This is a genomic window from Flavobacterium sp. GSB-24, assembly GCF_027924665.1.
In the GTDB taxonomy this organism is placed as follows: Bacteria; Bacteroidota; Bacteroidia; order Flavobacteriales; family Flavobacteriaceae; genus Flavobacterium.
The window spans coordinates 3,388,038-3,413,946 of record NZ_AP027043.1; the positions used below are offsets into that span (position 1 = coordinate 3,388,038).

Genomic DNA, 25,909 nt, shown 5'->3' on the forward strand with positions numbered 1-25,909 from the left:
AGTGGTTAAATTCAATGAAAATAGTATTATGATTCCCAGTCGATTATTATTTTACCAATATGGCTTCCGTGTTCCATACATTCATGAGCGCTTACAGCATCGCGATGGGAAAACGTTTTGTAGATAACAGGCCTGAATTTACCATTTTCAATTAATGGCCAGACATTTTTAAATACTTCTGCGGCTAATCGTTTTTTGTATTCGTAATTTCGTGCACGCAGTGTACTTCCTGAGATCGTAATTCTTTTTAGCATTAACTGCCAAATATCAAGCTCTACGTTTTTACCATTTTCTGCATTGATATGAATAAGCCTTCCTTCTTCGTTTAAAATAGAAAGATTCTTTTGAAAATAGGTTCCCGCTATCATATCAAGAATAACATCTACACCTTTGGTTTTTAAAATTTCTTCAAAGTCTTCTTTTTTATAATTTATAGAAAGATCAGCACCTAATTCATAACAATATTGTGCTTTTTCATCTGAACCAACTGTCGTAATGACCTTTGAACCAAAAGCATGAGCGATCTGAATCGCTGTAATTCCTATACCGCTGCTGCCTCCGTGAACTAATAAAGTTTCGTCTGGTTTTAATTTTCCTCGTTCAAAAATATTAGACCAGACTGTAAATACCGTTTCAGGCAGACTGGCTGCTTCTATAAAATTTAAGCCTTTAGGAATGGGTAAACACTGACCTTCTTTTACAGTAACATATGCTGCATAACCTCCCCCAGAAAGCAAGGCACAAACGTGATCGCCTTTTTTCCATTGCGTAACTTCTGGACCACAGTCTACGATAATTCCAGATACTTCGAGACCTGGAATTTCATTAGAAGTACTGCTTGGAGCAGCATATTTTCCCTGGCGCTGCAAAATGTCACTTCTGTTAATGCCTGAAGCTTTTACCTGAATTAAAACTTCATTTTGCGATCGAATTAAATCAGGAACCTCGACCAATTGCAAAACTTCAGGCCCTCCAAATTTTGAGATGGTAATAGCTTTCATAATCTAATTTTTTTAAAAAGGTAGATTATATTTTCCAAATAGCGCTTTGTTCTCAATACTTTTTGCAAACAGCGGTGTTTCTTCATGATTATGGGCGTCAGAAGCATCCTGTCTTGCTTTTGCAGCATCGGCTAGAGAAATTCCGTGTTGTTTGATGAAATCTAAAAATTCAGGAGTCGCGGTTGCATGAATGGTATTAGTAAATTTTGTTGTTGTATCATCTATTTTTTCTGCTTTCAACTCCCAAAGAACCTGTACTTTAGATCTTCCGCCTGCAGTAATAGTATCAGAAATTGAAAGCATTCGGCAGTAATCAGCACGATATTCATCAAAAATATAATGCTGTACAACAAGTGCTGTTCCCACATATTCTACATTAATAGACATCGGTATACCTTCAAAATTAGAAGTTATTCCAGCAGCAATATGGTTAACAGAACAACGTTGATATTCTGCATCCGGCAGGTTAAGCAGCCAGTCGGCAATATTAATTTTTTCAATTGGAGCATTAATTATTGCTGAAACAATTGATGCTGATAATGCGTTTTCGGGTGTTTGTAAAATTTCCATCTTTTCTGTTTTTTAAATTAACTTATGTCAAAGTTCTGCAATATAAACCAATCGTGGAAATGAAATTTTTAGATGTAATCGATCGAAAATTTCGATTTAGAGTTGTACTTTTATAAAAAATTAAAGAAAATGGAACTTCGTCAATTGAAATACTTTGTCCGCGCGGCAGAACTTTTAAATTTTACACAGGCTGCAGATGATTTATACATTACTCAAAGTACATTATCTCATCAAATAAAAGAATTAGAAAATTCATTAACGGTTCTTCTCTTTGACAGAGTAGGAAAGAGGGTTAAACTTACGGAAGCGGGTGAAATTATGCTGGATTACGCCCGAAAAACGATTCGTCAGGCAGAAGAAGGAAAGCAGGTTATAATGGATTTGAATAATTTAAAAACCGGTAAAATAACTATTGGGTCCACTTACGGACTAGTAAATTTACTTCTTCAAACGATTACGGAGTTTAATGAGGAATTTCCAGATATTCAGATTCAGGTAGTGCTGGGCTCTACTTCAGAATTGCTTCAAAAAATACGCTTATATGAAATTGATTGTATGCTGTCTTTTATGCCTTCCTGTGAGGATCAACAGCTTGATATAATGCCATTATTCTCTGCCACTCTCTCTTTGATTCTTCATAAATCGCATCCGTGGAGTAAACTTAAAAAGATAGGGCTTCAAAAAATTACTGAATTAAACTTAGTGCTGCCATCTCCAACTTACAGTATCAGAAATTTTCTGGATGAAACGCTTCTAAAAAATAACATAAAATTGAAGGCAAAAATATAGATCAATGATATTCATAGTCTATTGGAACTGGTTAATACAAAAAAATGGTTTACTGTATTAATGAATTCTTCCTTATTTGATTTCTCTGAACTTGTTGCAGTTCCAATTGAAGGTAAAAACATGAGCCGTGAGGCAACTTTAATATTTCCTTCGGGAATTTACCGCAAAGCTTCACTCTCACTTTTTAATGACTTATTAAAGAAAAAGATTGCTGTGATGAATTTAAAAAAGGCGTAAATTCATATGATTTGCTTTTAGCACTTAGTAAATAAAAAGAAAATAGCTTTTAACTTATTGGCTGACTTTGAAAATCAATCCATTCTAATTTAATGTCACAAATATTATTTTGTTTAATATTTTTCGAAAATAATTAAACAAATTCTTATCTTTAACATGAATATCGAACGTTATCGCAATTAATAAAAGAAGAATAAATTGTTTTTACATTAAAAAATAAGTAGCTCAATAAGAAAAATGAAAAAAATTGTCATCATCGGAGGAAGCAGAGGAATTGGCAATGCTATTTTGCAGCAGCAGCTTGAAAAACATTTAGTGTATAATATCAGTCGGACTATTCCAGATTTTTCCCATCCTAATTTGATTCATTTTTCAGTTGATGTGCTGCAGGATGAATTGCCTGATATTGAAATTATTGATGCTTTAGTATATTGTCCAGGATCAATAAATCTCAAACCTATTTTGAGTTTAAGCATTGACGATTTTAGAAACGATTTTGAAATTAATGTGATAGGTGCCGTTAAAGTAATTCAGCATTTTCTGCCTGCATTAAAGAAAGGGAAAAATCCTTCTATTGTTTTATTTAGTACCGTTGCGGCAAAACTCGGAATGCCTTTTCATTCCAGTATTGCGGCATCAAAATCAGGAGTAGAGGGACTTACTAAATCACTAGGTGCGGAACTTGCTCCTTTGATTCGGATCAATGCTATTGCTCCCACAATCACGGAGACTTCGTTATCTGCTTCTATTTTAAGAAACGATCGCATGAAGGAAAATATGATGGAACGGCATCCTATGAAAAATTACCTAAAACCACAGGAAGTTGCTCGTATGGCAGATTATCTGATATCTGAAGATGCCGCTTCAATTTCGGGACAGATTTTCCCGATGGACTATGGACTGGTAAGCTTTAAATTATAAAGATAACTTAAGAAATGAAAATTCTTTTAACAGGCGCTACAGGTTATATTGGCAAGAGGCTTTTGCCCTTGTTGTTAAGTCATGGAAATGAGGTAGTTTGCTGTGTAAGAGATAAAAGCAGGTTTCATTTTCCTGAAAACTTTATAAATAAAATAGAGGTTGTCGAAGTTGATTTTCTGGATCCTGAAAGCATTAAAAATATTCCCGATGATATTGATGCGGCTTATTACCTCATACATTCCATGTCCGGTGCTTCTAATTATGATGAACTCGAAAGTATTTCGGCAAATTATTTCATTGAAAAAATAAACCAGACAAATGCAAAACAGATCATTTACCTTAGCGGAATTGTAAATGACCAATCATTATCCAAGCATTTATCATCAAGAAAGGCAGTTGAAGAAATTTTAAAAACTGCTTCAGTACCATCGACTGTGCTCAGAGCGGGAATTATAGTAGGATCAGGAAGTGCATCTTTTGAAATAATACGGGATCTGGTAGATAAACTGCCGATTATGATTACCCCAAAATGGCTCAATACTAAATGCCAGCCAATTGCAATCAGCGATGTTTTAGAATTCTTAATTCGGGCACTCTTAAATCCATTAACTTATAATCAAAGTTTTGACATTGGAGGACCTGATGTATTGGCATATAAAGAAATGCTCTTGGAGTTTGCCAAAGCAAAAAAACTAAAGAGGTATATTTTTACGGTACCGGTCATGACTCCAAAATTATCTTCGTACTGGCTTTATTTTGTAACCTCAACTTCTTTTAAACTTGCCTCTGCGCTGGTTAGCAGTATGAAAGTAGAGGTAATCTGCCGCGATAATAATATTAATAGTATACTGGGAGTTAAACCTATTACTTACCGCCAGGCATTAGAAAGAGCTTTGAAAAAGATTAGTGAAGATGATATCATTTCGAGCTGGAAAGATTCGCAGGTTAGCGGACGGTTTAAGGGTGCTGTTTCTCAATATCTTAAAGTTCCAAAAAAGGACTGTTATATTGATAGAAGGAAAAGAACCATAATAAATAGGGAATATACAATTGCACGAATTTGGTCTATAGGCGGCGAAACCGGATGGTATTATGCCGATTGGCTCTGGGAGTTACGTGGATTCATCGATAAAATTTTTGGAGGTGTCGGTACTCGAAGAGGAAGGACTAATAAAAATGAAATACATGCAGGAGATGCACTGGATTTCTGGCGGGTTGTATATGCCAATAAATCTGAAGGAAAATTGATTTTATACGCCGAGATGAAACTGCCTGGTGAAGCCTGGCTTGAATTTAAAATAATCAATAATACTTTATACCAAGCTGCCACTTTTAGGCCGGAAGGTCTTATGGGAAAAATATACTGGTATTCCGTTCTGCCGTTTCACGGTTTTATTTTTGACGGCATGCTTAAAAAATTAATTTAGTTAAGTACGAATGATTTGTTGAACTGGTTAAAATGAAAAAGCACCTGTTTTAGGCAGGTGCTTTTTATAAACTTGTTCTATAGTATGTTATGCTATCACTACGTTTACTGCGTTTGGACCTCTACGGCCTTCTTCTATGTCGTATCGAACTGAATCGTTTTCACGAATGTTTTCTGATAAACCAGATACATGAACAAAAACTTCGTTTCCGCCATTATTAGGTGTTATAAATCCGAAACCTTTTTCTTCATTGAAGAATTTTACTGTACCTTCTTGCATATTAAATATTTAATTTGTTCAAATGTAACGTATTAAATATTGGAAAGTGCCTTTAAAATTTTTAATTATGTTTTTATTAACTTTTAGCCGCAAGTGTTTGGATTAATACTTAGTGGATAAAATCTACTTGTGCATTCTTTTGCAAAATAAATACAAAAACAGATTTACTGGATTTTTTTGTATCTAAATACGTACTTTCTTACTCCTGAAATTAATAGTAATTATTCAACTTTACATTATCTATTACAACAGGACTAACGCCATAGATGCTTATCGTACTGAACAATAAAAATTCAAACAAATTTTTCAAGTTCAGGATCAGTTTTATGATCGTATCAAAATAAAAACCTTGTTTTTGTTTGCGTAACCATTGATGCTCATTTTAAGGATTAGAGTAAGCTTCTGTTCAGTTTCAAATGCTGTGATAAGATTAATTATTTACTAACTATTAATTTTTTTAAAATGAAAAAAGCCTTAAAATTTTCAAGTTTGCTGGTTATTATGGCATTAGTGTTTAGTTCCTGTGAAAAGGAGCAAGATTTGAATGAGCCGCAAAGCGTTCAAAAGGATGAATTGCAGGTTGTTGAAAACGGCAGCGTAGCGGGTAATGATGCTCCAGCAGGCAGTACTACTGCAAAAGGTACTGCTGGATCAAGAACGATTACATTGCAGACAAATACATTGTCATGTCCTGGTGGTTTGTGCACCTCTTATGGTGTTTGGTCAACAGGGGTTTACACCGTTTGGTTCCAGATGAGATTTAATTCTGGATTTTATTGGAGCAGAGGTGGTAAATGTGGATATGGAATTCTAATTGGGGATCAAAATACCGGCGGTGACCCAGGATGGGATGGCAATGGAGGCAGTGCCAGATTTATGTGGTATTGCCCAAGTGGGTCAAACACCGCGAAAGGAAGTGGCGCTTATTTGCAGCCTTATGTTTATTACAAAGATCAGCCGGGCCAATTTGGTAATGATTTTGGAAAGAAATACTACATACAAGAGGGAGTGACCTATAATTGTCAAATATCTGTTAAGTTAAATACTGGATCAAATACTAACGGATATGTGAAATACTATGTTAACGGTACTGAGATATTGAATCAGACAATTCGATGGGTTACAAACGATGCTAAGCGAAATGTGAATGCAGTAAGTCTGCACACCTTCCGTGGCGGAAGTCAAAATTACTGGACAGCCCCTGTAACAAGTTCTATTTACTATCCTAGCGCGTCTTGGGATGCGCAATAGAATTTATATACTATAAAACAATATCGTTAAAAAGTATATAACAGCATTACATAAAAAAACGGATCATAGCTTAACCTATGATCCGTTTTTAAATTAAAGTCTGTTAATTTATGAATTACCATATAGGTTTGATTCTCCACCATCAATTGCAATGGTCTGACCGTTTACATACTGACACTCATCGCTAAGAAGAAAGGCCACGAGGTTACCCACATCTTCAGGTTTACCTAATTTTCTTGTAGGGTTTCTTTGTGCGTATGTTGTTTCAGCTGCTTTAGGGTCGGCTGGGTTTACCTGTTTAAAAGCTTCAGCCACCATTGGGGTTAGGATAGCACCAGGTGCGATTGCATTGGTAAATATTCCATCTTTACCATATTCAATTGCTGCATTTTTCGTCATACCAGAAACGGCATGTTTACTTGCTACATATGGCATTTGATTAATAACACCTCTAATTCCACCTACTGAAGCTACGTTTACAATTTTTCCTCCACCTTGTTTCTGCATTACAGGAATTATGTATTTCAGACCGTAATAGACACCCATAAGGTTAATATCGATTACTTTTTTAAAAATATTGATATCGTAGTCAACTAGTGGTGCCTGTTTCCCTTCAATACCTGCATTGTTGTAGAATCCATCAATACGGCCAAACTCTTCAACTGTTTTGTCTACATAATTTTTGACCGCCTGTTCATCTGAAACGTCAGCGACTATAGTTATGATTTTTGCAGCTGGTGCGGCTGACTGGATTTCTGCTTTTGCTTTTTCGAGTGCTTCGGCGTTGTAATCTACTATAGAAAGGTTGGCTCCTTTTAATGCTACGGCTTTACTTGCTGCAAGTCCCAGCCCCATAGCTGCACCTGTAATTATGATTGTTTTGTCTTTAAAAATGCTCATGATATATAGTATTAAATGTATTAATGAAAAATTTGTGATTTAAAGTTTAAAATTGTTTGTTCATGCCCCTCCATATCATATCAAAGTATTCATCCACGAGTTTTTGGCTTAATGGGAACAACTTTTGGATAATCCCTGTGGAGCAGGAGCGTACCGCCCCATCAAAAAAGCTGATAAGCATAATTGCATCCAGTTCTTTTATAATTCCTTCCTGCTGTCCTTTTTCTAAAAGATCATACAGTGGTTTATTCTGCATTTCATATTCTGCAAGTTGTTTGGAGAAATTCAGCTGTATGTATCCAGACTGTTGATACTGATCGATAAATATAGTTTCGTCATAATTTTTTAACCTATAGTTCAGCATATTAATATAAATCTTCTTAAGTGATTCCTTTACAGGTAGATTAATATCAAAGTCCTGGTACATTGCCTGCGTCATTTTATCTTCTACCGCTGCATAGGCCGACTGTACGACCTCTTCTTTATTTTTGAAATAGATATAAAGGGTTCCTACAGCAACTCCAGCTATTTTACTTATACCTGAAATATTAACGCTTGCTAATCCCTGTCTGCCTGTAAGTGCATAAACAGATTTTAAAATTTTCTCTCTTTTAAAAGGGTCTAAAGGTCTCATACAGTAAAGTTAAATGAATTAATATTCATTTAAGCGTAAAAATGAAAATTATAACTTTTTTTTAAGGAGTTGGTTTAAGGTGGTTAAGTAAAAATAAGATACAACAAAATCACATTTTCCAATTATGTACGACCAGTCTTTCGTTTTAAAATTATATCTATATTTACATTTACTAATACTTGTATAGTAATGGAAGAGCATAGACATGTAACTATTTACGATATTGCAGCGAGACTCAATCTGGCCACATCGACTATTTCAAGAGCCTTGAAAGACCATCATACTATAAGTGATAAGACTATTAAAAAAGTAAAAAAAACAGCAGAAGAAATGGGCTTTGTTCCTAATACTTTGGCTGCGGGATTAAGAGGCAACAAGTCTAAAACGATTGGTGTTTTAATTCCAACTATCACTCAGCCTTTCTTATCATCACTAATTAGCGGGATTGAAATTACAGCTAGAAAATCTGATTTTTCAGTTATTATTATGCAGTCGCACGATTCATATGATGAGGAAGTTAATATGGCAAAATCACTTTATAGCAGCAGGGTAAGCGGTGTTATTTGTTCGCTGGCAATGGAGACAAAAGATACTTCTCATTTTCAGCAGTTTTCAAATAATAACATACCTCTTGTATTTGTTGACCGAGTTCCCAAAGGCTATAATACTTTTAGGGTTGTAATTGATAATTATACCGCTGGTTATAAGGCAACAAAACATCTTATTGAACAAGGCTGTAAAAGAATAGCCCATATGACTGCAGGCGGAGAATTTGGTAATCTTTACAATGAAAGAAAAAGAGGTTATATTGATGCATTAACAGAACATGGTCTGCCATTGAAAGAGGAATTAATTATAAATCTAAAGGCAATGACCTATGATGATGGGGTAAAGGCTTGTAATAAGCTGTTCAGTTTAAAACCACCGCCAGATGGGCTTTTTGCACCAGGAGATATTCTTGCTGTAAGTGCTGTGCAGACAGCCAAAAAGAGAGGTATTAAAGTGCCTCATGATTTAGCTGTAATTGGCTTTAATAATGATCCTATTTCAGAAATAATCGAGCCCAATATTTCAACTATTACGCACCCTGCTGAAAAAATGGGAAAAGCAGCTGCAAATATTATTATAGATAATATTAAATCACTCAAGGAAGAAGAAGCCAAAGAAATAACTTTTCTTAATACAGAGGTTCTTATTCGCGAATCTTCAAAAAGATTATAATTTTTTATACTCAAAAGAAACTATTCTTTAGTAGTTAAATTATCATAGTCAGAGAGCGTTACAATATGTTTAAAACGGTTTCTGATTTCGAAAGCATGTAAAAGTTAATTATATTCCGACATTTACGAAAATTGATTTTTATTCTTTGAATAAATCTTCTTTCTCTTCTATCAAATTTAATTGTAAAAAACCTTTCGTGTACTGCGAAAGGTTTTCTTTTTTGAAAAACAATCGATTGTTTTAGGTCGCATTTAATCTTTTTATTGACCTCTATTATAGAACTATATTTGTAATGTACTATTTTACTGGTAATTTTTAATGGTCTGAAACAACTAGAAGTAGTAAATCTTAATTTTTTTTAAATAAAAACCAAAATTTTATCTTTTTATATTTTCTTTAAGAATAAAGCAGTAGTGTCTTATTTTTATTAAATTTTGCTACAACGTTGTAGTTGTTTTTGATATATTATTAATATTTTGGGATTAATTATGAGATAATTATTTTTTTAGACGCTATTTTTTTTATAGTGTGTAAAAAATAATTACACAACCGATTGTGTTTGAAATATATTTTTTTACATTTGTAATAAATACACTTATAAGTAGTACTACATTTTAACCTTAAAAGTGTTAATGAAAACTTACTAACAAAAACCAATTTTAATAATTAAATCCATTTTTATGAATAATTTTTTTATTACAAGTAAATCGAAGCATTACAAAGGCTTTGGTTTTTTGATCCTGTTGTTTTTGGCCTCATTTCAAATGAAGGCACAAACAACAGTTACAGGCACAGTTTCGGACGCAAGTGGTCCAATTCCTGGAGTGAATGTTACTTTAAAAGGAACAAAAAACGGGGTGAGTACTGGTTTCGATGGAAACTATCTTATAAGTGCTCCTTCAAATGGTGTACTCGTTTTTAGTTTTATAGGCTTCAAAAGCAAAGAAATTAATGTAAATGGACAAACTAAAATCAATGTACTTTTAGAGGAAGACTCAAATAACTTAAAAGAAGTAGTCGTTATTGGATATGGTACCCAAATTAAGGAAGCTGTTACAGGATCGGTTGCTTCATTGGGAGGGAAGGAATTAAATGAAGTGCCTGCGGCTAATATTACTCAAGCCTTGCAAGGAAGACTGCCTGGGGTAGAGATGACACAAACTTCTTCTAAGCCTGGGGCAGCCATGCAGATCAGAATACGAGGAACAAGATCCCTTACAGGTAGTAATGATCCGTTGGTTGTACTCGATGGAGTTCCTTTTGCAGGTTCCATAGGAGATATTAATCCTGCAGATATTAAGTCGGTTGATATTCTAAAAGATGCTTCTGCAACTGCTATCTATGGTTCGCGTGGAGCTAATGGTGTAATTTTAGTGACTACCTTAAAAGGGAAAAAAAATCAAAAAGCAACATTTTCATACAACGGTTTTAGCGGAATAAAACAGGTTTTTTCAAGATATCCTATGATGGATGCCTCTAAGTTCGCTGCACTTCGTGATTATACAGGCTTGTATGTAGATGGTGTTGACGAAAAAAGAAATGTAAATACAGACTGGCAGGATTTATTGTACGGTTCTGGAGAAATGATTAGTCACGATGTAAGTGTTTCGGGAGGAAGTGAAACGGGAGCTTACAATGCAGGTTTTGGATATTACAAAGAAGAATCAGTTCTTCCTGGTCAAAAGTATGAGCGTTTCAGTCTTAGAGCAGGTTTAGACCAGCAAATTAACCGATCTATCCGCATAGGTTTTAATACCAATAGCAATTACAGCATTACAAATGGAGATAATATCGGAACAGGAACTATTTTAGGGACTTCACCGCTGGCTAATCCATACAATGCAGATGGTTCTCTGAAAAGAACGGTCAGCATGGCGGCTGATGATCAATGGGTTTACACCAGACAATCCATTAAAAGCTTAGGAGATTCTTATGTTAATCTAAATAGAGCTTTCAGTTCTTATAATAACATTTTTGCAGAAGTTAAAATTCCTGGTATTGACGGACTGAAATACAGACTTAATACTGGTTTAAATTTACGTACATCAAATGCAGGATATTATGAAGGTCAGGGAGTTTTTGACGTTAACCCTACGACACTTTCTAATGCTGCAATAACAAATGGCTGGTCTACGCAATGGCTGCTGGAAAATTTAATCACTTATGATAAAACTTTTGCACAGAAACATACCGTGAATTTTGTAGGATTGTATTCAAACGAGCAGTATACAGGACAGAGTTCTAGAGTGACTCGAAACGGAATTACCTCTGATGCCTTCCAGTTTTATAATTTAGGACAAAGCGAGGAAGAAGCTGTAATTAACCCTGCAGATCAAGATTATACCCAATGGGGATTAACATCGTATATGGCAAGGTTAATGTACTCTTATGACAATCGTTACTTTATATCTGGAACAGTACGTTCCGATGGTTCATCAAGATTATCTCCTGGAAACAAATGGGTGACTTATCCTGCGGTTTCTGCTGGATGGACACTTTCAAATGAGTCATTCCTTAAAGATGTTAAAAGCATTAGCCTATTGAAATTGAGAGCAGGGTATGGTGAAACTTCCAATCAGGCAGTATCTCCGTACGCAACTCTTGGAGCTTTAAGCACAAGACCATACAATTTCGGAAGTAATAATTCAACTGGAGTATATGTTACTGAGCTTCCAAATCCTAATTTGGGATGGGAGTTTTCAACTACATGGAACTACGGTTTAGATTTCGGATTTTTTAATAACCGTTTATCCGGTACAGTCGAATATTATAAAACAAATACCAAAAATCTATTACAGCGAGTGGGACTGCCTGCAACATCTGGTGTGAGCAGCTATGTGGCAAATGTGGGAGAAACAGAGAACAAAGGTTATGAAATCTCGTTGAATGGAGTTATACTTGATAATCCTAATGGTGTTACATGGTCTGTTGGAGTTAATTTTTATAAAAATGAAAATAAGCTTGTTGCTTTAGCCTCAGGGGCAAGCCGTGACGAAGCAAACAATTGGTTTGTTGGATATAATATTAATTCCATTTTTGATTATGAAAAGACTGGAATCTGGCAGGAAGGCGATCCGTATATGTCAATTTTAGAGCCAGGCCCAACAGGAATTAATCAGCAGGGAACAGTTGTAGGATCGATTAAAGTTAAATATACTGGAGAGTATAATCCAGACGGTTCACCAGCTCGTGCGATAAATGCAAGCGATCGCCAGATTATTGAAACAGATCCAGATTTTCAAGGAGGTTTCAATACCAATGTAACCTATAAAGGATTCGATTTTAATGCAGTGGGGGCATTTAAAAGCGGAGGAGTCTTAATCAGTACGCTGTATGGTGGAGCAAGTTATTTGAACTTATTAAACGGACGAAGAAGCAACGTTGATGTAGATTACTGGACTCCAGATAACAGAGATGCAGAATTCCCTAACCCAAGAGGTATCCGAAGCGGAGACAATCCTAAGTACATGTCAACAATGGGGTATTTTGATGCATCCTATGTAAAAATCAGGGCAATTACTCTTGGATATACTATCGATCAGACTTTTACAAGAAATCTGGGTATAGATAAATTAAGACTGTATTTTACAGCACAGAATCCGTTTGTTTTATTTTCTCCATATCATGATAAATCTGGAATGGATCCTGAAACTAATTCACTAGGTGATGAAAACCAGGCAGTGGCATCGTATCAAAGAAGATTCTCTGTTATTGGTACCAATACACCTACAACCAGAAATTATTTATTTGGACTTAATTTAACATTTTAATCAGATACAGATATGAAACGATATATTTTTAAAAATTTAATTATAGGGTCAACAGTGTTACTTTCATTAGCTGGCTGTTCAGATATATTAGAGGAAAAACCTCATGATTTTTACGAACCGGGTTACTTTAAAACAGAGCAGGGAGTTAAGCAGGGATTAACCTCTCATTACGCGCATTTACGCTGGATTTATGGTCAGGCTTATTTTTACAATTCCAGTCAGACGGGAACAGACGAGGCAACATATGCTCAGAGCGCTGACGGAAATTTTAAAGATCATGATTTATCAGGAGTAGGTATTATTAATCCAACGTCAAGCCGTTCAGATGTTTTGTGGAATAATTCGTATTATGATATCAATACCGCTAGTGGTATTATTGAGAATGGAGCTGCCGTAGGAGTTGCCAGCAGCTTAATTGCAGAATCTAAATTTTTTAGAGGTTTTGATTACTTTTTGCTGGTTCAGACTTTTGGAGGTGTGCCATTGGATTTAGGAGCTGGAGAATTAAAGTTTAACAGTAAGCCTTCAAGATATTCAAAACGTAACACGGTTCCAGAAGTGTATACAAAAGCTATTTTCCCAGATTTACTTGCTGCCGTTAATGATCTTCCTGATGCTCCAAGGCTCACAGGTACAGTAACCAAAACTGTTGCACGACTATTTTTGGCAAAGGCGTATCTTACATATGGCTGGTGGCTGGAGAACCCTAATAATATTCCAACTTACCCAGACACTCCAAGAACAGATCCTGACGGACATAATGCACAATGGTACTTTCAGGAGGCTTATAACATTGCTGTTGACGGAATAAATAATCCAGGTTCTTATGGATTGCTTGACTCTTATTATGATGTTAATGTGGGATCAAATGACAGAAATAAAGAAGTAATGCTGTATGCTGATCATACAGAGAGCAGTGAATATTACAATGGAGCAAGTCTTACTTATGGAAGCGGTGGTGCCCCAGATAACTTTTCTGGGTGGATGGTTACGTGGAATTATACTGCTATTAGAAGCAAAAACGGAACAGCAGCAGTTTCATCAGTACAAAGAGAAGCAAATCAATTTTTAGGACGCCCATGGACAAGAATGGCTCCGCCTATTGAAGTTTTTACCAATACATTCGCAGATAAGATTAATGATTCTAGATATGACGGAACATTTGCGACAGTTTTCAGAGGCAATTGGAATCTTCAGGGAACAGGTCTTACAGGCGTGGCAACGCTAACCAATGCAAATGGTTTGACAATTAAGCCAGGTGATGCTGTTTTAACTTTCCTTGATGACGAACCATTAACTCCGATAACTTATCCTTCAGGACAAGGAGACAGCGGAGTTGGAGCGGGAGTTCTGCCAGGTAGAGCTGATTATGTGATTTCTCCAAAAGGAATAAGCAGAATAGTATACCCAGGTTTTTGGAAATTAGGTCCTTACAGAACAGATAATGCAGGAGGACTAGGACAGCCTAATGCTGGAAGTACAAGACCATTTCCAGTAGCAAAATTTTCAGAATTATATCTTGTTGCCGCCGAAGCTGCAGTGAAAGGAGCAACAGGATCTTTAAGCGCTAGGTCACTTGTAAATGTATTGAGAGCCAGAGCAGGAAAATGGAGATGGAACAATAATGGAAATACTGCAAAAATACAGGATAACAGCGCGGCTATGACAAGTGCAACTCCAGCTGTAATTGATATTAACTACATTCTTGCAGAGCGCTCACGAGAGTTTTTTGGAGAAGGATACCGTTGGTATGACTTAGTGAGAACACAGAAGTGGAATGAAATTGCTGGAAAATACTCTATAGGAGGTTCTAACTATGGACAACACACACCAGAAGTAGTGACCAGAACAATTGAACCACATCATTATCTAAGACCTATTCCACAGGCGCAGATTGATGGAATGGAAATGTCAGCTGATGAAAAAGCTGCATATCAGAATCCTGGTTATTAAGTTCTATCTTATAAAACTAATTGTATACAGATAGAGATAAAGTCTTATGGTTTATTTAAGTTAGTTTTAATAAAAAGCCGGGAGTATCCATCTCGGCTTTTTAATATTTTTCGAATATATTTTAATAAATACAATACAATGATCAAGAAAAAACAGTTTCTCCTATCAGTTGCAGCTTTGTTTTGCTCTGTCTTTATTCATGCTCAGGGAAGCACAGTTTCAAAAATGAAAAACAGTAAAAAGCCTATTTTTTCTAAGGTTTATTATATAGGAGACGACCAAATTTATAAAAACAATCCCTTAAAAGAGGATGAATTTTATTCGCCAATTCTACAAGGATGTTATCCTGATCCGGCTATTACAAGAAAAGGTGACGACTATTACATGGTATGTTCTTCATTTGCGATGTTTCCAGGAGTGCCGATTTTTCATTCTAAAGATTTGGTAAACTGGACTGATTTAGGTGGGGTATTAAATAAAGTTTCAGAGTTTAACCCTCATGATACTGGTATCAGTGCAGGAGTTTATGCGCCAGGAATTACTTATAACCCTCATAATGATACTTTCTATATGATTGTAACGGCTTTTACTGGTAATATGGGAAATATTATTGTAAAAACGAAAGATCCTAAAAAAGGATGGGGAAGCCCAATTAAATTAGCTTTTAACGGAATTGATCCTTCTATTTTCTTTGATGATAACGGCAAAGGTTATGTGGTACACAATGATGCTCCTGATAAAGGAAAAGAATTGTACAGCGGACATCGTGTAATTAAAGTTTGGGAATATGATTTAGAAAAAGATCAGGTAATTCCAGGGACAGATAAAATTATAGTGGATGGCGGAGTTGATCTTTCAAAGAAACCTATCTGGATTGAAGCTCCTCATTTATACAAAAAAGACAATCATTATTATTTAATGTGTGCCGAAGGAGGTACAGGAGGAAATCATAGTGAGGTAGTTTTTATTAGTGATAGTCCAAAAGGGCCTTTTAAACCATCATCTAATAATCCAATCCTTACTCAAAGATATTTCCCTCAAAACAGACCAAACAAAGTAGATTGGGCAGGACATGCTGATTTAGTGCTTGGACCTGATAATAAATATTACGGTGTATTTCTAGGAATTCGTCCAAACGAAAAAGACAGAGTAAATGCAGGACGCGAAACATTTATGCTTCCGGTAGATTGGTCAGGTACTTTTCCTGTTTTTGAAAATGGCTTGGTTCCAATGGGGCCAAAATTAAAAATGCCAAATGGAGTAGTAAACAAAACTGGTAAAGATGATTTTTTCCCTAATGGAAATTTTACATTTACAGAGAATTTCACCTCAGAAAAGTTAGATTACAGATGGATAGGATTACGAGGCCCAAGAGAGCATTTTATTTCTATTGTTAAAAAAGGATTACAGATTAATCCATTTCCTGTAAATATCCAAGAATTAAAACCAACCTCTACATTATTTTACAGACAGCAGCACAATACTTTTTCTTTTGAAACTACATTAGAGTTTAAACCAGAATCTGAAAAAGATCTTGCAGGAATTGTATGTCTGCAGAATGAACGCTATAATTATGTTTTTGGAGTAACTAAAAAAGGAAAAGATACTTATATACTGCTGGAAAGAACAGAAAATGGACAGTCAGCAATTGTATCAAGTGCAAAAATAGAAATTAAAGGAGCATTGCGCCTTCAAGTTAAAGCTGCTGGAGATAGTTATCAGTTTAGTTACGCATTAAATGGTGCGGATTTTCAAAATCTGGGAAGCGCAGTTTCAGGGGATATCCTTTCAACAAACGTAGCTGGCGGATTTACAGGAGCTTTGGTAGGATTATATGCCACTTCATTTAATAACGCGCATCCGAAATAGAATTTTTCAAACGCTCATTATTGATAAAAAGAAGAGTTTACGGAAAGAGAAGTACTTCATCACTGTGCTTTTTGGAAAAAATAAAGATGTTTTAAATTAACAGGTATGATAAAGAGACATTTAAAATATGTATTGTTTTTGCAGCTTTTTATTTTAATTGCAGGATGCAAGACCAATCAAGCACTAGAAAATTCGTCTAAAAAGTCAGCTTCAGCAAACTGGGCAGGATCGTGGGCTTGTGCACAAATGCTTGTAGAACCAAACAATATGCCTCCAGCCCCAGGTTTGGCCGAAAACACACTTCGCCAGATTATAAAAGTTTCTATAGGAGGAGAGCAAATCCGTCTTCGTTTTTCAAATATATTCAGCGATCAGGTTACCGTTTTAAAGAAAGTTAGTATAGCCAATGTAATTGACGCTCCGGCAATTGATAAAAAGACACAAAAGAATCTTAGTTTTAATGGAAGTCAGGAGATAATACTAAATCCGGGACAGGAAGTGTTTTCAGATATGCTGCATTTTCAATTAAAACCTGGTCAGTTGCTTGCTATAACTATTTATTATGGAGCCGCATCACAAAAAACATCTGGACATCCTGGATCTAGAACGACATCCTATATTCTGCCAGGTGATAATCTTGATAATGACGTTTTTTCTAATGCCGTAAAAACAGATCATTGGTACTCTATTATGGGACTGGATGTAGTGGCTTCAAAAAATGCGTCTAATATTGTTTGTTTAGGAAATTCCATTACCGATGGACGCGGATCTGGCACAAACAGGCAAAATCGCTGGACAGATATTTTAGCAGCTAGATTGAGAGAAGATAAAACGACTGCAAATGTTGGAGTTTTGAATTTAGGGATAGGAGGAAATTGCGTTGTAAAAGGCGGACTAGGCCCAACAGCATTAGACCGTTTTGATCGTGATGTACTTTCGCAGGCAGGTACAAAATGGCTCGTAATTTTAGAAGGCATAAATGACATAGGCGGAATTAAGAGAGCAGAAGATGCTCCTGTAAAAGCGCAGGAAATTATAGATACTTATAAAATTATGATTGAGAAAGCACATGCCAGAGGCATAAAAGTATATGGATGTACAATTCTGCCTTTTCAAAAATCATTTTATGATGCACCTTTCAAACAAGAAGCAAGAGATATCGTAAATGCATGGATTCGAAACAACAATTTTGATGCTGTGATAGATTTTGACAAAGAAATGGCATCAGCAACTGATTCTAAAACTATCTTGTCAAATATGCATGACGGCGATTTTTTACATCCAAACGAACTGGGATACCAAAGGATGGGTGAAGTAGTAGATTTAAACTTATTTAAATAAACAGATAACACGATACCATGAAATCAATAATTAGATTTTTCGCAATAGCGCTCCTTTTTTTAACAGGACAAAATGGATATTCTCAGGATCCAAATTTTCATGTTTATTTAAGTTTTGGACAGTCCAATATGGAAGGCGCTGCTCCTATAGAAGCTGAAGACAAAATAAATGTAGATCCTCGCTTTCAGGTTCTGGAAGCAGTAAACTGCCCAGATTTGAATCGTGAAATGGGTAAATGGTATACAGCAATTCCGCCATTATGCCGATGCAAAACCGGATTATCTCCGACAGATTATTTTGGAAGAACAATGGTTGCCAATCTTCCTAAAAACATAAAAGTAGGAGTGGTAAATGTTGCAGTGGGAGGGTGTAAAATTGAGCTTTTTGATAAAAATAATTTCGAAAATTATGTCAAAACAGCACCAGACTGGATGCTGGGAATGATTAAAGAATATAATGGCAGTCCGTATGCGAGACTTGTAGAGATGGCAAAAATTGCGCAGAAAAAAGGCGTTATAAAAGGTATTTTACTGCATCAGGGAGAATCTAACACAGGTGATACGCTATGGCCAAAAAAGGTAAAAATAGTATACGACAACCTGATGAAAGATCTACACCTTGATCCTAAAAAGGTGCCGCTGCTTTCTGGAGAAACCGTTCATGAAGAACAAAAAGGAAAATGTGCCAGCATGAATAAAATCATTGCAACACTACCTCAAACCATTCCAACTTCTTATGTAATTTCATCAAAAGGCTGTGCAGTAGCTTCGGATTTACTGCATTTTAGTGCTGCAGGATATAGAGATTTAGGAAAACGTTATGCAGAAAAAATGCTTACGTTATTAGGGTATAAATCAAATAACACAAATGAACCCTTTATAGTTCAGGCGCCAGTAGGATTTGACCAGTTAGACCATACAGTTCCAGCGGGAAAAATAGAAATGGTAAGCTATGATTCAAAGACAGTTGGGACAATTAGAAAAGCAGCTGTTTATACACCGCCTGGATTTAGTAAAAGCAAAAAATACCCAGTTTTATACCTTTTACATGGAATTGGAGGAGATGAAAAAGAATGGCTTAACGGAGGGAATCCGCAGATTATATTTGACAACCTTTATGCAGAAGGAAAATTACAGCCCATGATTGTGGTAATGCCAAACGGCAGAGCCATGAAAGATGACAGCGCTACTGGAAATATAATGGCACCAGACAAAGTGCAGGCGTTTGCAGATTTTGAAAAAGATTTATTGAAGGATTTAATTCCTTTTATTGAAAAAAAATATAATGTTTACAAAGATAGAGAGCACCGTGCCATTGCAGGATTATCTATGGGAGGCGGACAATCTCTGAATTTCGGATTAGGAAACTTAGACAAGTTTGCTTGGATAGGCGGATTTTCATCGGCTCCAAATACTAAGAAAACAGAAGAGTTAGTGCCTAATCCCGAAGAAACCAAAAAGAAATTGAAACTGCTTTGGATTTCTTGTGGAGATAATGACTGGCTGCTGGAAAACAGTAGACGAACTCACGATTACTTATTTAAAAACAATGTGCCTCACATTTATTATCTCGAACCTGGGGTTCATGATTTTAAAGTATGGAAAAACAGCTTATACATGTTCTCTCAGTTATTGTTCAAATCTGTTGACGTGTCAAGTTTTGCAAAATATACCGTTTTAGGAACGACAGCCCAAACAAACATACGTAACGCAAAATATCCTCAGATTCTGCCGGATAACAGGGTAGTATTCAAAGTAAACGCACCTGAAGCATCAAAAGTGCAGATAGATCTTGGAAGAAAGTACGATATGCTGAAAGATGGTCAGGGGGTTTGGAATGTTACAACTGATGTAATAAACGGAGGATTTAATTATTACTCGCTATTAATTGACGGTGTGGCAGTTGCAGATCCATCAAGCGAAACTTTTTTTGGAATGGGACGTATGGCCAGCGGAATAGAAATTCCTAAAAGAGATGGCGATTTCTATGAATTGAAAACCGTTCCGCATGGAGAAGTAAGGATAATGAAATATTTTTCTAAAGGAACTAATTCATGGCGTGAAATGTATGTATATACGCCTCCAGGATATGAAACTTCATCCGAAAAATTACCTGTGCTGTATCTATTGCATGGAGGAGGTGAAGACCAAAGAGGATGGAGTACTCAGGGAAAAGCAAATTTGATTTTAGATAATTTAATTGCAGAAAACAAAGCAAAGAAAATGCTTATTGTAATGCTTGACGGAAATATGGGAAACACAGGTGGTATTGCAGGTTTTAGCGAAGAAACATTAAAAGCATTTGAAAATGAGTTGAAAAATGGAGCAATACCTTTTATTGAAAGTAATTTTAAAGTTGCAACAGACAGCAAAAATAAAGCTTTAGCAGGTTTATCAATGGGAGGGCTTCAGACGCTTTATGCAGGAATAAAAAACTCCGCTATGTTTTCAAGTCTTGGAGTATTCAGCTCAGGCTGGTGGGCAAATAATCCAAAATTATCAGATCCTCAATATGAATTTATAAAAAACAACGCACAGTCTATTAATGCTAATCTAAAAGATTTCTGGATTTCTATGGGAGGAAAAGAAGATATAGCCTATGAGAACTGTAAAATCATGATGCAGAAATTGGATCAATCAGGCATTAAATATAAATATAGTGAATATTCTGGCGGGCACACCTGGCCAGTATGGAGACATGATTTGTTCCTGTACTCACAGTTGCTGTTCAAATAACAGAATAAAACAGAATTTAAAGATTTTGATTTAAAATAAACTACCTGGAATGTCTTGATAATAAACACCTCATGAAAAACTATTTGAAATTTATAAGCACTGTAATTATTGTTTTAATAAGTACTATTTCAAAGGCTTCTCAGCCCTTTATAACAGAAGAGAGAAACCAGAACGTTATGGTGCTGAAAGAAAAGTCTTTATCACTCTCTCTTTGGGTAAATCCAAATTTGGATGCAGGTATTTTGCGTGCTGTAAATAATCTTCAGTCAGATTTTGAAAAAGTTACCGGCCAGCGTCCTAATATTTTAAATCAAAATCCCAATACTTCATCACCACTCATTATTATTGGAATGATAGGGACAAATTCTGTTATTGATGATTTAATTAAACAAAAAAAAATCGAAGGAAAAGAACTCAAAGGCAAAAATGAGAAGTTTATTATACAGCAGGTTAAAAACCCTTTCAAGGGCGTAGATGAGGCGCTTGTAATTGCAGGAAGTGATAAACGCGGTACAATTTACGGAATTTATGAACTATCCAGACAAATTGGCGTTTCTCCATGGTATTACTGGGCAGATGTACCCGTAAAACATAAAGAAAATATTTACTTTATTAAAGGAATTTATACAGATGGAGAACCAGCTGTAAAGTACAGAGGGATTTTTCTGAATGATGAAGCACCTGCATTAAGCGGCTGGGCAAAAGCTACTTTTGATGGTTTCAACAGCAAATTTTATGAAAAAGTTTTTGAATTAGTACTTAGGTTAAAGGGCAATTACATGTGGCCTGCAATGTGGGGAAATGCGTTTTATGACGATGATGCGGCCAGTGGGCCTTTGGCTGATGAAATGGGAATTGTAATGGGCACTTCCCATCATGAGCCAATGGCTTTGGCGCAGACAGATTGGCGTCGATACATCAAAAAAAATAATCTGCCTAATATATGGGATTACTCCAAAAATAAGACAGTTTTAGACGAATTCTGGAAAACAGGAATTCAGCGAAGCAAAAATTGGGAAAAGCTGGTAACCATTGGAATGCGCGGTGATGGCGATGAAGCAATGAGCGAAGGCACTAATATTAGCTTACTGGAGAATATTGTAAAAGAACAGCGTAAAATTATTGAGAAAGAAACAGGTAAAAGCGCCAATAAAACACCTCAGGTTTGGGCTTTATATAAAGAGGTTCAGGATTATTACGATCAGGGAATGCGAGTTCCTGATGATGTAATTCTCTTGTTCTGTGATGACAACTGGGGAAATGTCCGCAAACTTCCAGATCTTTCAAAACCCCTACATAAAGGCGGATACGGAATGTATTATCATTTTGATTATGTGGGCGGTCCAAGAAATTCAAAATGGATTAACATAAGTCCGATACAAAGGGTCTGGGAACAAATGAATCTTAGCTATGAAAACGGGGTCGATAAAGTTTGGATTGTTAATGTTGGTGACTTAAAGCCAATGGAATTCCCAATCAGCTTCTTTTTGGACATGGCTTGGAACCCTAAAAATTTCAATTCTCAGAATCTCTTTCAATATACAGAAAACTGGGCAGCAGAGCAGTTTGGGAGCAAATATTCTAAAGAAGTAGTCAGACTATTAAATACCTATCCGAAATTTAATCGTCGCGTTACTCCAGAAATGCTGGACAGCAAAACTTATTCTTTAGAAAATTATAATGAATTTGAAACGGTTGTTAATGAGTATAAAAACTTAGCCCTTGATGCTTATAGAGTCTACAATGAACTTCCTAAAGAATATAAAGATGCTTATTTTCAACTGGTTTTATATCCAATAGATGCCTGCTGTAATCTTTATGAAATGTATTTTGCACAGGCAAAAAATATGAAACTGGCAGCCGAAAAAAATAGTCGGGCCAATTATTATGCAGATCAGGTTAAAGTTAAATTTGAGCGAGATTCTATTCTTCAAAATAAATACAATAATGAGATTTCTGGCGGCAAATGGACTCATATGATGGATCAGATGCGTATAGGCTATAAAGCTTGGCATGATGATCCTAAAAATATTCTTCCAGACGTAAAATATCTTTCTGATAAGGAAATTGTTGATCCGAAAGTTTTTATAGAAAAAGATGGCTATGTATCGATTAATGCAGCTCATTTTTCTAAAATGAATAATTCTAAAAAAATACATTGGGAAGTAATTCCAGATTTTGGAAAAACATTGAGTGGTATTACAACATTTCCGCAAAATAGTTACTCAATGGAAGCAGATAATGTTTTTGTGGAGTACGAAATTAATTTTACTTCAGCGGGAGAATTTACGGTAGAACTTTTACTTGCTCCAACGTTGAATTTTAACAGTAATAAAGGACTTCGATATGAAATATCTTTTGATGGAGAAAAACCACAGCTCGTAAATTTTAATGGTCATTATAAAGGAGAATTAGGCAAATGGCAGGCAGAACACATGATTCATTCTGTCACTAAACATAACATTCTGAAATCAGGAAAACATATACTTCGTTTCAGGGTTTTAGATCCTGGAATTGTGCTTCAAAAAATTTTGATCGATACAGGCGGTTTGAAGCCTTCTTATTTGGGAGCTCCAGAAAGTGATAGAGTAGCTGAATAAGTTTTAGGACACTTTTGGTAGATAAAAAAATATTAAAATGATTAAAAAAAACATGAAAAAGCATTTATATAATCTGCTGTTTTTCTTTGGGTTTTCTATATTAGCTCAAGCGCAATCAGATCTAAAAGCCAATGTATCGGCTCAAATGCAGTTATTTGATTTAAGCGCAGTAAAACTAAAAGAAGGACCATTTAAAAATGCGCAGGATGTAGATCTGAAATATATTTTAGCATTAGATCCCGATAAACTTTTAGCGCCTTATTTATTAGAATCTGGGCTTCCGCCAAAAGCAGATCGCTACGGTAACTGGGAAAGTATAGGACTTGACGGACATATCGGCGGACATTATCTTTCTGCTTTATCTTTAATGTACGCATCTACTGGAAATAAAGTACTTAAAGACAGATTAGACTATATGCTTTCAGAATTGGCACGCTGTCAGGATAAAAATGGCAATGGTTATGTTGGTGGTATTCCGCAGGGTAAAGTGTTTTGGGACAGGATTCATAAAGGAGATATTGATGGAAGCAGTTTTGGATTAAACAATACCTGGGTTCCGATCTATAACATTCACAAACTTTTTGCTGGTCTAATTGATGCTTATCAGTATACTGGAAGCAAGAAAGCGAAAGAAATAGTAATAAAATTAGGAGACTGGTTTATAGAATTAATCCGTCCGCTTTCTGATGAGCAGATCCAGAAAGTTTTAGCTACTGAGCACGGAGGCATAAATGAATCTTTTGCCGATCTGTATATCATTACAAAAAACAAAAAATATCTTGAAACGGCTGAACAATTATCTCAAAAAGCTTTCCTGAATCCGTTATTGCAGAAAGAGGACAAACTCACTGGTCTGCATGCCAATACACAAATACCAAAAGTTGTTGGTTTTGAAAAGATTGCTGTTCTTTCTGATAATAAAGAATGGTTAGATGGGGCAGTGTTTTTTTGGGATAATGTTACACAAAAAAGAACAGTTGCATTTGGAGGAAACAGCGTTTCAGAACATTTTAATCCCGTAAACGATTTCAGCGGAATGGTCAAATCGAATGAAGGTCCGGAAACCTGCAATTCGTACAACATGGAACGTCTTGCAAAGGCTTTGTTTCTCGATAAAAAGGATGTGCATTATCTGGATTTTTATGAACGTACGCTTTACAATCATATTCTTTCCAGCCAGCATCCAGAAAAAGGTGGTTTTGTTTATTTTACGCCTATTCGTCCAAATCATTACCGTGTTTATTCTCAGCCCCAGACAAGCATGTGGTGCTGTGTGGGAACGGGGCTTGAAAATCATGCCAAGTACGGCGAATTAATTTACAGCCATTCCCAAAATGATCTTTTTGTAAACCTTTTTATTCCGTCGGTTTTAAAGTGGGAAGAAAATGGAATAGAGATAGAACAAACCACAAAATTCCCTTATGAGAATCAGACAGAGTTAATCTTAAAACTTAAAAAATCAAAAAATTTTACCTTGAATATCCGTTATCCAAAATGGGCTGAAAATTTTGAAATACTCGTTAACGGAAAAGAGCAGAAAACAGCATCTCAACCATCTGAATATGCTGCGATTTCACGAAAATGGAAATCGGGAGATAAAGTAACCGTCAGATTTAAAATGTCGGTACATTTAGAAAATCTTCCTGACGGCTCTAATTGGAGTGCATTTGTAAAAGGACCGATTGTGCTGGCTGCAAAAACTTCAACCGAGGGATTAGACGGTTTATTTGCAGATGACAGCCGAATGGGACATGCTGCCAGAGGAAAATTTATTCCGCTTGATAAAGCCTATGCACTGGTTGGGAATAAAGCAGCTTATATTTCAAAACTTAAGGATTTAGGAAACTTAAGATTTCGTTTAGACTCATTAGAATTAGAACCTTTTTTCGAGGTGCATGACGCCCGTTATCAAATGTATTTTCAAACGTACTCCAAAGAAGAATATAAGGAAAAGCAGAAGTTGCTGAAACAGCAGGAAATCGAGGCTATGGCGCTTGAAGAGAAAACAATAGATAAAATAAATTGCGGAGAGCAGCAACCAGAAGTTGATCATTTGTATAAAGGAGAAAAAAGCAGTTCTGGCTACGAGGACGGAAAGTTCTGGCGAAATACAAGCTCTTATATTTCTTATCAGATGCTCAACAAAAACAGCGGCGGACGGTTTTTGCATATAAGCGTTTTAGATGAATTGAATATTGACAACATTAGTATTTTGATTAATGAAAAGCCGGCTGTAATAACTTCAGCCGATAAAAAAATGATCAAAATAAAAATAGACAGCAGGGATGTGCTGAATATTAAAATTCTAGCTAAAGACGGAAAAATCAGTCCGAAATTCTATCAGCTTAGAATTGTTAAGAATTAACGAATAATATCTCAGTTGTACATTTTTCAGAAATTCCGAAAATAAA

General features: G+C 35.8%; 18 protein-coding genes. 13 read left to right on the top strand and 5 right to left on the bottom strand.

The window, feature by feature from the left end:
• Positions 1-26: 26 nt before the first annotated feature.
• Both QMG60_RS14710 and QMG60_RS14715 read right to left on the bottom strand, forming a co-directional pair.
• On the bottom strand, positions 27-1,001 hold the full coding sequence (locus QMG60_RS14710) for an NAD(P)H-quinone oxidoreductase (protein ID WP_281865423.1): 975 nt from the start codon (positions 999-1,001) through the stop codon (positions 27-29).
• 12 nt (positions 1,002-1,013) lie between these two features.
• Positions 1,014-1,571: a hypothetical protein gene (locus QMG60_RS14715; RefSeq protein WP_134141463.1), complete on the bottom strand. Its 558-nt coding sequence runs from the start codon at positions 1,569-1,571 to the stop codon at positions 1,014-1,016.
• A 129-nt stretch (positions 1,572-1,700) separates the two neighbouring features.
• On the opposite strand from QMG60_RS14715, the gene QMG60_RS14720 reads away from it, so the two are divergent.
• From QMG60_RS14720 to QMG60_RS14735, 4 genes are all read left to right on the top strand, one after another.
• On the top strand, positions 1,701-2,360 hold the full coding sequence (locus QMG60_RS14720) for a LysR family transcriptional regulator (protein WP_281865424.1): 660 nt from the start codon (positions 1,701-1,703) through the stop codon (positions 2,358-2,360).
• A 60-nt stretch (positions 2,361-2,420) separates the two neighbouring features.
• Positions 2,421-2,597 carry a hypothetical protein gene (locus QMG60_RS14725; protein WP_281865425.1) on the top strand — a complete coding sequence of 59 codons (177 nt, stop codon included), beginning with the start codon at positions 2,421-2,423 and terminating at the stop codon, positions 2,595-2,597.
• 237 nt (positions 2,598-2,834) lie between these two features.
• Positions 2,835-3,518, top strand: coding sequence for an SDR family oxidoreductase (locus QMG60_RS14730; RefSeq protein WP_281865426.1), 684 nt, complete (start codon positions 2,835-2,837; stop codon positions 3,516-3,518).
• A 14-nt stretch (positions 3,519-3,532) separates the two neighbouring features.
• The gene (locus QMG60_RS14735; RefSeq protein WP_281865427.1) at positions 3,533-4,945 is read left to right on the top strand and encodes an SDR family oxidoreductase; all 1,413 of its coding nucleotides are present in this window, start codon (positions 3,533-3,535) and stop codon (positions 4,943-4,945) included.
• Positions 4,946-5,032: 87 nt separating this feature from the next.
• Here the strand turns inward: QMG60_RS14735 and QMG60_RS14740 are convergent, their stop codons facing one another.
• Positions 5,033-5,224, bottom strand: a complete 192-nt coding sequence (locus QMG60_RS14740; RefSeq protein ID WP_057118174.1) for a cold-shock protein — start codon at positions 5,222-5,224, stop codon at positions 5,033-5,035.
• 462 nt (positions 5,225-5,686) lie between these two features.
• Between QMG60_RS14740 and QMG60_RS14745 the strand changes: the two genes are divergently transcribed.
• The gene (locus QMG60_RS14745; RefSeq protein WP_134141455.1) at positions 5,687-6,475 is read left to right on the top strand and encodes a polysaccharide lyase; all 789 of its coding nucleotides are present in this window, start codon (positions 5,687-5,689) and stop codon (positions 6,473-6,475) included.
• A 108-nt stretch (positions 6,476-6,583) separates the two neighbouring features.
• Here QMG60_RS14745 and QMG60_RS14750 read toward each other — a convergent pair whose 3' ends face one another.
• Together QMG60_RS14750 and QMG60_RS14755 are read right to left on the bottom strand one after the other, a co-directional pair.
• On the bottom strand, positions 6,584-7,330 hold the full coding sequence (locus tag QMG60_RS14750; protein ID WP_281865428.1) for an SDR family oxidoreductase: 747 nt from the start codon (positions 7,328-7,330) through the stop codon (positions 6,584-6,586).
• Between the two features lie 91 nt (positions 7,331-7,421).
• On the bottom strand, positions 7,422-8,009 hold the full coding sequence (locus QMG60_RS14755; RefSeq protein ID WP_281865429.1) for a TetR/AcrR family transcriptional regulator: 588 nt from the start codon (positions 8,007-8,009) through the stop codon (positions 7,422-7,424).
• 189 nt (positions 8,010-8,198) lie between these two features.
• On the opposite strand from QMG60_RS14755, the gene QMG60_RS14760 reads away from it, so the two are divergent.
• The 8 genes from QMG60_RS14760 to QMG60_RS14795 all read left to right on the top strand — a co-directional run bounded on the left by QMG60_RS14760 (position 8,199) and on the right by QMG60_RS14795 (position 25,863).
• On the top strand, positions 8,199-9,230 hold the full coding sequence (locus QMG60_RS14760; RefSeq protein ID WP_281865430.1) for a LacI family DNA-binding transcriptional regulator: 1,032 nt from the start codon (positions 8,199-8,201) through the stop codon (positions 9,228-9,230).
• A gap of 680 nt (positions 9,231-9,910) precedes the next feature.
• Positions 9,911-13,000, top strand: a complete 3,090-nt coding sequence (locus tag QMG60_RS14765; RefSeq protein WP_281865431.1) for a TonB-dependent receptor — start codon at positions 9,911-9,913, stop codon at positions 12,998-13,000.
• Between the two features lie 12 nt (positions 13,001-13,012).
• On the top strand, positions 13,013-14,953 hold the full coding sequence (locus QMG60_RS14770) for a RagB/SusD family nutrient uptake outer membrane protein (protein WP_281865432.1): 1,941 nt from the start codon (positions 13,013-13,015) through the stop codon (positions 14,951-14,953).
• A 138-nt stretch (positions 14,954-15,091) separates the two neighbouring features.
• Positions 15,092-16,822 (top strand): glycoside hydrolase family 43 protein, encoded by a 1,731-nt coding sequence (locus QMG60_RS14775; RefSeq protein WP_281865433.1) that lies wholly within the window; start codon positions 15,092-15,094, stop codon positions 16,820-16,822.
• 105 nt (positions 16,823-16,927) lie between these two features.
• Positions 16,928-18,163, top strand: a complete 1,236-nt coding sequence (locus QMG60_RS14780; protein WP_281865434.1) for an SGNH/GDSL hydrolase family protein — start codon at positions 16,928-16,930, stop codon at positions 18,161-18,163.
• A 17-nt stretch (positions 18,164-18,180) separates the two neighbouring features.
• Positions 18,181-20,898 (top strand): alpha/beta hydrolase-fold protein, encoded by a 2,718-nt coding sequence (locus tag QMG60_RS14785; protein WP_281865435.1) that lies wholly within the window; start codon positions 18,181-18,183, stop codon positions 20,896-20,898.
• Positions 20,899-20,969: 71 nt separating this feature from the next.
• Positions 20,970-23,498, top strand: a complete 2,529-nt coding sequence (locus QMG60_RS14790) for a glycosyl hydrolase 115 family protein (RefSeq protein WP_281865436.1) — start codon at positions 20,970-20,972, stop codon at positions 23,496-23,498.
• Positions 23,499-23,550: 52 nt separating this feature from the next.
• Positions 23,551-25,863, top strand: coding sequence for a glycoside hydrolase family 127 protein (locus tag QMG60_RS14795; RefSeq protein WP_281865437.1), 2,313 nt, complete (start codon positions 23,551-23,553; stop codon positions 25,861-25,863).
• Positions 25,864-25,909 lie beyond the last annotated feature (46 nt).

Coding starts and splice junctions, on each gene's coding strand:
- QMG60_RS14785 (WP_281865435.1), top strand. CDS start 18,181: ATGAAATCAATAATTAGATTTTTCGCAATAGCGCTCCTTTTTTTAACA.
- QMG60_RS14735 (WP_281865427.1), top strand. CDS start 3,533: ATGAAAATTCTTTTAACAGGCGCTACAGGTTATATTGGCAAGAGGCTT.
- QMG60_RS14790 (WP_281865436.1), top strand. CDS start 20,970: ATGAAAAACTATTTGAAATTTATAAGCACTGTAATTATTGTTTTAATA.
- QMG60_RS14740 (WP_057118174.1), bottom strand. CDS start 5,224: ATGCAAGAAGGTACAGTAAAATTCTTCAATGAAGAAAAAGGTTTCGGA.
- QMG60_RS14720 (WP_281865424.1), top strand. CDS start 1,701: ATGGAACTTCGTCAATTGAAATACTTTGTCCGCGCGGCAGAACTTTTA.
- QMG60_RS14730 (WP_281865426.1), top strand. CDS start 2,835: ATGAAAAAAATTGTCATCATCGGAGGAAGCAGAGGAATTGGCAATGCT.
- QMG60_RS14770 (WP_281865432.1), top strand. CDS start 13,013: ATGAAACGATATATTTTTAAAAATTTAATTATAGGGTCAACAGTGTTA.
- QMG60_RS14715 (WP_134141463.1), bottom strand. CDS start 1,571: ATGGAAATTTTACAAACACCCGAAAACGCATTATCAGCATCAATTGTT.
- QMG60_RS14750 (WP_281865428.1), bottom strand. CDS start 7,330: ATGGGGCTGGGACTTGCAGCAAGTAAAGCCGTAGCATTAAAAGGAGCC.
- QMG60_RS14775 (WP_281865433.1), top strand. CDS start 15,092: ATGATCAAGAAAAAACAGTTTCTCCTATCAGTTGCAGCTTTGTTTTGC.
- QMG60_RS14755 (WP_281865429.1), bottom strand. CDS start 8,009: ATGAGACCTTTAGACCCTTTTAAAAGAGAGAAAATTTTAAAATCTGTT.
- QMG60_RS14710 (WP_281865423.1), bottom strand. CDS start 1,001: ATGAAAGCTATTACCATCTCAAAATTTGGAGGGCCTGAAGTTTTGCAA.
- QMG60_RS14760 (WP_281865430.1), top strand. CDS start 8,199: ATGGAAGAGCATAGACATGTAACTATTTACGATATTGCAGCGAGACTC.
- QMG60_RS14765 (WP_281865431.1), top strand. CDS start 9,911: ATGAATAATTTTTTTATTACAAGTAAATCGAAGCATTACAAAGGCTTT.
- QMG60_RS14725 (WP_281865425.1), top strand. CDS start 2,421: ATGAATTCTTCCTTATTTGATTTCTCTGAACTTGTTGCAGTTCCAATT.
- QMG60_RS14745 (WP_134141455.1), top strand. CDS start 5,687: ATGAAAAAAGCCTTAAAATTTTCAAGTTTGCTGGTTATTATGGCATTA.
- QMG60_RS14780 (WP_281865434.1), top strand. CDS start 16,928: ATGATAAAGAGACATTTAAAATATGTATTGTTTTTGCAGCTTTTTATT.
- QMG60_RS14795 (WP_281865437.1), top strand. CDS start 23,551: ATGAAAAAGCATTTATATAATCTGCTGTTTTTCTTTGGGTTTTCTATA.